Here is a 5,374-nt window from a genome sequence, read left to right on the forward strand (position 1 = left end):
GCATCAGCGTGAGCCCGGCGCGCGAGGCCGGCTGCTGCGGCGCGACCGAATATCACCTGAACGCGCAGGATGCCGGCCTCGCCCGCGCACGCCGCAACATCGACGCATGGTGGCCCGCGATCGAAGCGGGCGCGGAAGCGATCGTGCTGACGGCAAGCGGCTGCGGCGCGTTCGTGAAGGAATACGGCGACCTGCTGTGCTCCGACCCCGTCTACGCGGAGAAAGCGCGGCGCGTCAGCGCGCTCGCGCGCGACCTCGCGGAAGTGATCGCGGCCGAGCCGCTCGACGCGCTGGCCGAGTCGACGCCGCGCCGCGTCGCGGTTCACTGCCCGTGCACGCTGCAGCACGCGCAGCGGCTCGGCGGCGCGGTGGAAAGCATCCTGACGCGGCTCGGCTTCGATCTGACGAATGTCGCCGACGGCCATCTGTGCTGCGGCTCGGCCGGCACGTATTCGCTGACGCAGCCCGAACTCGCGACGACGCTGCGCGACAACAAGCTCGATGCGCTCGAAGCCGCGCGGCCGGACCTGATTGTCACGGCCAACGTAGGCTGCCAGACTCACCTGAACGGCGCGGGCCGCACGCCCGTGCGCCACTGGATCGAGCTCGTCGACAACCGACTCGTCAACTGACCTGATTCCGGAGGATCTCCATGCAGACGAAACCCGAACTCGAACTGGCCGATGCCGACCGCATGCTCGCCGCCGCCCGCGCGGAAGCGGAACGCCACGGCTGGGCCGTGTCGATCGCCGTCGTCGACGACGGCGGCCACCTGCTCGCGTTTGCACGCCTGGACGGCGCATCGCCGGCCAGCGCCTGTATCGCGCAGGACAAGGCGCGCGCGGCGGCGCTCGGCCGGCGCGAGACGAAGGCGTATGAGGATATGATCAACGGCGGCCGCACCGCGTTTCTCAGCGCGCCGCTGACGGGGTTGCTCGAAGGCGGCGTGCCGGTCACGGTCGGTGGCCGGATCGCGGGCGCGATCGGCGTGTCTGGCGTAAAGTCCGAACAGGACGCGCAGATTGCCCGCGCCGGCACACAAAGCGTCGCGGTATGACCAGCCAAGCCGCGCGCGATTTTTCCCCGGGAGGATTAACGATGATCGACCAAGCAGGACTGCAAGTCGCGCCAGCGCTGAGCCAGTTCATTGAAAACGAAGCGTTGCCGGGCACCGGCATCGACAAGGCCGCGTTCTGGAGCGGTTTCTCGGCCCTGGTGCACGACCTGGCGCCGCGCAACCGCGAGCTGCTCGCGGAACGCGACCGCCTGCAGCAGGAACTCGACACCTGGCACCGCGCGCACCCCGGCCCGGTGCGCGACCACGCCGCGTATCGCGCATTCCTCGAACAAATCGGCTACCTCGTGCCGGTCCCGTCGAACGTCGCGGCAGCCACCGCGAACGTCGACAGCGAGATCGCGACGCAGGCCGGCCCGCAGCTCGTCGTGCCGCTGTCGAACGCGCGTTATGCGCTGAACGCCGCGAACGCCCGCTGGGGCAGCCTGTACGACGCGCTGTACGGCACCGATGCACTGCCTGAAGACGGCGGCGCCGAACGCACCACGGCCTACAACCCGACGCGCGGCCAGCGCGTGATCGACTACGCGCGCAACGTGCTCGACAACGCGGCGCCGCTCGCGAGCGGCTCGCACCGCGACGCGCTGCGCTACCGCGTGCAGGACGGCCAGCTCGCCGTCGAAACCGCCAAGGGGATCGTGGGCCTCGCGCAGCCGGCGCAGTTCGTCGGCTACCAGGGCGCGGCCGACGCGCCGTCCGCGATCCTGCTGAAGCACAACGGCCTGCACCTCGAGATCCAGATCGACGCATCGACGCCGATCGGCCGCGCCGATCTCGCGAACGTGAAGGACGTCGTGCTCGAAGCCGCGGTCAGCACGATCATCGACTGCGAGGATTCGGTCGCGGCGGTGGACGCCGACGACAAGGTCCAGCTCTACCGCAACTGGCTCGGCCTGATGCAGGGCACGCTGGTCGAGGAAGTCGCGAAGGGCGGCAAGACCTTCACGCGCCGCCTGAACGCCGACCGCGAGTACACGACGCCCGACGGCGGCACGCTGTCGCTGCACGGCCGCTCGCTGCTGTTCGTGCGCAACGTCGGCCACCTGATGACCAACGGCGCGGTGCTCGACCGCGACGGCAACGAGATTCCGGAAGGGATCCTCGACGGCGTCGTCACGGTGCTGTGCTCGCTGCACGACCTGAAGGCGAAGCGCAACTCGCGCACCGGCTCGATCTACATCGTGAAGCCGAAGATGCACGGCCCGGTCGAAGTCGCATTCGCCGATACGCTGTTCGCGCGCATCGAGGATCTGTACAACCTGCCGCGCAACACGCTGAAGATGGGCATCATGGACGAGGAGCGCCGCACCAGCGTGAACCTCGCCGCGTGTATCGCCGCCGCCGCCGCGCGTGTCGCGTTCATCAACACCGGCTTCCTCGATCGCACCGGCGACGAGATGCACACCGCGATGGAAGCGGGCCCGATGATCCGCAAGGGCGACATGAAGTCGTCGGCGTGGATCCAGGCTTACGAGCGGAACAACGTGCTCGCGGGCCTGTCGGCCGGCCTGCGCGGCCGCGCGCAGATCGGCAAGGGCATGTGGGCGATGCCCGACCTGATGCACGCGATGCTCGAGCAGAAGATCGCGCATCCGCGCGCCGGCGCGAACACCGCGTGGGTGCCGTCGCCGACCGCCGCAACGCTGCACGCGCTGCACTACCACCTCGTCGACGTGCAGGCCGTCCAGCAGGAACTCGAGAAGACGCCGTACGCGAGCGAACGCGACACGCTGCTCGAAGGGCTGCTGACCGTGCCGGTCGTCGAGCGCGCCGCGTGGAGCGAAGCCGAGATCCTGAGCGAAGTCGAGAACAACGCGCAGGGCATCCTCGGCTACGTCGTGCGCTGGGTCGAACAGGGCGTCGGCTGCTCGAAGGTGCCGGACATCCACGACGTCGGCCTGATGGAAGACCGCGCGACGCTGCGCATCTCGAGCCAGCACATCGCGAACTGGCTGCGCCACGGCGTGATCACCGAGGCGTTCGTGCTCGACGTGTTCAAGCGGATGGCGCGCGTCGTCGACCAGCAGAACGCCGACGACCCGAACTATCGCCCGATGGCGCCCGGCTACGACCAGTCGACCGCGTTCAAGGCCGCATGCGCGCTCGCGCTGCAGGGCACGTCGCAGCCGAGCGGTTATACCGAGCCGCTGCTGCACCGGTTCCGGCTCGCGTTCAAGGCGCAACAGCACGGCGGATAAGCACGGCCGTGCCGCGGGTTTCCGGCGTGCCGGAAGCCCGTACGCCGGGAGCCCGTATGCCGGCAGCCCGTACGCCGGGCTTCACGAAACGGGCGGCCGCAACGGCCGCCCGTTTTCATTTTCGCGTTCGCCCGGCTGCTGAAACGCATAATCGGCGCATATCGACGCCTTCATTTTTTTCGCTCGCCTGCCGTTAACCCGATGGAATCGGCGGCCGCGCGCCGCGGTTTCGCCGCTCATGCCGTACAGCCTTGCGCTGGAACGCTTTGCCGGATATTCGCAAGCCCGGGAATTCACTGAAATTTGATCCGGATCAACGGCCCGCAACATTTTCCGCGCGCGCGAACGCGCGCGTTATACTCCGTTGAATTCGCACTGCCCGATTCCTCGGATCGTTGAATCGGCGTAGATGTCACCAGTAAATGCTCGATTTACCGGTATATCTGGCCGCGATTCCCGGTAATCAGTGTCCATTTTCTCGCCGGCCGGCAGGAAGGCGTCGAATGGACGCGTGGCGGATCGCCGCCGCCACGTCATACGAACAATCGCATCGGCCCGCCGCCCGGCGGCAATGCCCATCGATCCACGGACCATGGCAGAAACCGATTACGCAGTGCCCAGCGAATCCGGCCTGACGAGCCGTGTCGCCGCACATCTGCGCCGGTTCCTGCTGCCGCACCTGATCTTCTATACCGGGCTGCTGATCGCGCTGCTCCTGCTGTCCCTGTGCGGGATCGTGCTGTACGAAGGCCGCATCGACGCGCGCGACCGCTCGATCTCGATGCAGCAGAATCTCGCGCTGATGGCGTCGTGGGACATCGAGCGCAACATCGAGATCTATTCGCTGTCGCTGCAGGCCGTCGTCGAAGGCGAGAACGACCCGGATGTCGTCAAGCTGCCGATGCCGCTGCGCCGCCAGGTGCTGTTCGACCGTGCGACGACGGCCAAGTACCTCGGCGGCATCTATGTGCTCGACGCGAAGGGCGACATCGCGGTCGACGGCAAGAGCGACGTGCCGCGCAAGGCCAACTTCGGCAACGAGCCGTACTTCACGACGCACCGCGACCATCCCGACGTCGGCCTGTACGTCAGCCCCCCGTATCATTCGCGCTTGCGCGGCGGCTCGCCGAGCATCGCGCTCAGCCGGCGGATCACGGGGCCCGACGGCTCGTTCGGCGGCGTCGCCGTGATGTCGATCCGGCTCGAATATTTCCAGAACCTGTTCTCGCGGCTGTCGCTCGGCGATCGCGGCTCGATCGCGCTGATCAACACCGACGGCAAGATGGTCGCGCGCGAGCCGTACGACCCGAAGATCGTCGGCCGCGACATCAGCCACGCCAGCACGTTCCGGCGGTTCATGACCGCCAACGAAGGCAGCTTCGCCGATACCGCGTCGATCGACGGCGTGCGCCGCCTGTACGTGTTCCGGCATCTCGAGCACCTGCCGCTCATCATCATGGTCGCGCGCTCGGAAGCGGATACCTACGCCGCGTGGTACGACCGTGCGATTCCGATCGGCTCGGCGATGGTCGCGCTCGCGATCGGCTTCGTCGGCCTGTCGCTGCTGCTCGACGTGCAGCTGCGCAAGCGCCACCGCGCGGAAACCGAACTGCAGGCGCTCGCGCGCACCGACGGCCTCACGGGCCTCGACAACCGCCGCATGCTCGACGTCACGCTCGCACGCGAATGGCGCCGGGCCGCGCGCTCGCAGCACGCGCTGTCGCTGCTGTTCATCGATGTCGACTACTTCAAGCGCTACAACGACACCCAAGGGCACCAGGCCGGCGACGACGCGCTCGCCGCGGTCGGCCACTGCATCGCCGGCTGCCTGCGCCGCCCGGCCGATTACGCGGCGCGCTACGGCGGCGAGGAGTTCGTCGTCGTGCTGCCCGACGTCGATACGGACGGCGCGGCGTCGATCGCCGAGACGATCCGCACCGGCATCCTCGATCTCGGCATCCGTCACGACGCCGGGGCGACCGGCCGCCTGACGGTAAGCATCGGCGTGACGACGAGCTATCCGGAACACGACGACGACATGCAGGCCGCGCTGAAGCTGGCCGACGACGCGCTGTATCGCGCGAAGGAAGGCGGGCGCAAC

5 protein-coding genes are annotated in these 5,374 nt (G+C 68.2%); 4 read left to right on the plus strand and 1 reads right to left on the minus strand.

Features of this window, described 5'->3' with window-relative positions:
* The 3 genes from glcF to ABY44_RS16180 form a co-directional block, all read left to right on the plus strand.
* Positions 1–632 (plus strand): glycolate oxidase subunit GlcF (gene glcF / locus ABY44_RS16170; RefSeq protein WP_431641397.1); only part of this gene is annotated, 632 nt, incomplete at its 5' end.
* 20 nt (positions 633–652) lie between these two features.
* Positions 653–1,057 (plus strand): GlcG/HbpS family heme-binding protein, encoded by a 405-nt coding sequence (locus ABY44_RS16175; protein WP_027790222.1) that lies wholly within the window; start codon positions 653–655, stop codon positions 1,055–1,057.
* A 41-nt stretch (positions 1,058–1,098) separates the two neighbouring features.
* Entirely contained in the window at positions 1,099–3,273 is a 2,175-nt protein-coding gene (locus tag ABY44_RS16180) for a malate synthase G (protein WP_431641398.1), read from the plus strand.
* Between the two features lie 81 nt (positions 3,274–3,354).
* Here the strand turns inward: ABY44_RS16180 and ABY44_RS16185 are convergent, their stop codons facing one another.
* Positions 3,355–3,513: a hypothetical protein gene (locus tag ABY44_RS16185; protein WP_431641399.1), complete on the minus strand. Its 159-nt coding sequence runs from the start codon at positions 3,511–3,513 to the stop codon at positions 3,355–3,357.
* Positions 3,514–3,865: 352 nt separating this feature from the next.
* Here ABY44_RS16185 and ABY44_RS16190 point away from each other — a divergent pair.
* Positions 3,866–5,374, plus strand: a 1,509-nt coding sequence (locus tag ABY44_RS16190) for a sensor domain-containing diguanylate cyclase (RefSeq protein WP_431641400.1), incomplete at its 3' end; no start/stop codon positions are given.

The organism is Burkholderia sp. ZZQ-2 (assembly GCF_050768715.1).
Lineage (GTDB): Bacteria > Pseudomonadota > Gammaproteobacteria > Burkholderiales > Burkholderiaceae > Burkholderia > Burkholderia cepacia.

Excerpts from the sequence above, each read along its gene's own strand:
- ABY44_RS16175 (WP_027790222.1), top strand. The coding sequence starts at position 653 with ATGCAGACGAAACCCGAACTCGAACTGGCCGATGCCGACCGCATGCTC.
- ABY44_RS16180 (WP_431641398.1), top strand. The coding sequence starts at position 1,099 with ATGATCGACCAAGCAGGACTGCAAGTCGCGCCAGCGCTGAGCCAGTTC.
- ABY44_RS16185 (WP_431641399.1), bottom strand. The coding sequence starts at position 3,513 with ATGAGCGGCGAAACCGCGGCGCGCGGCCGCCGATTCCATCGGGTTAAC.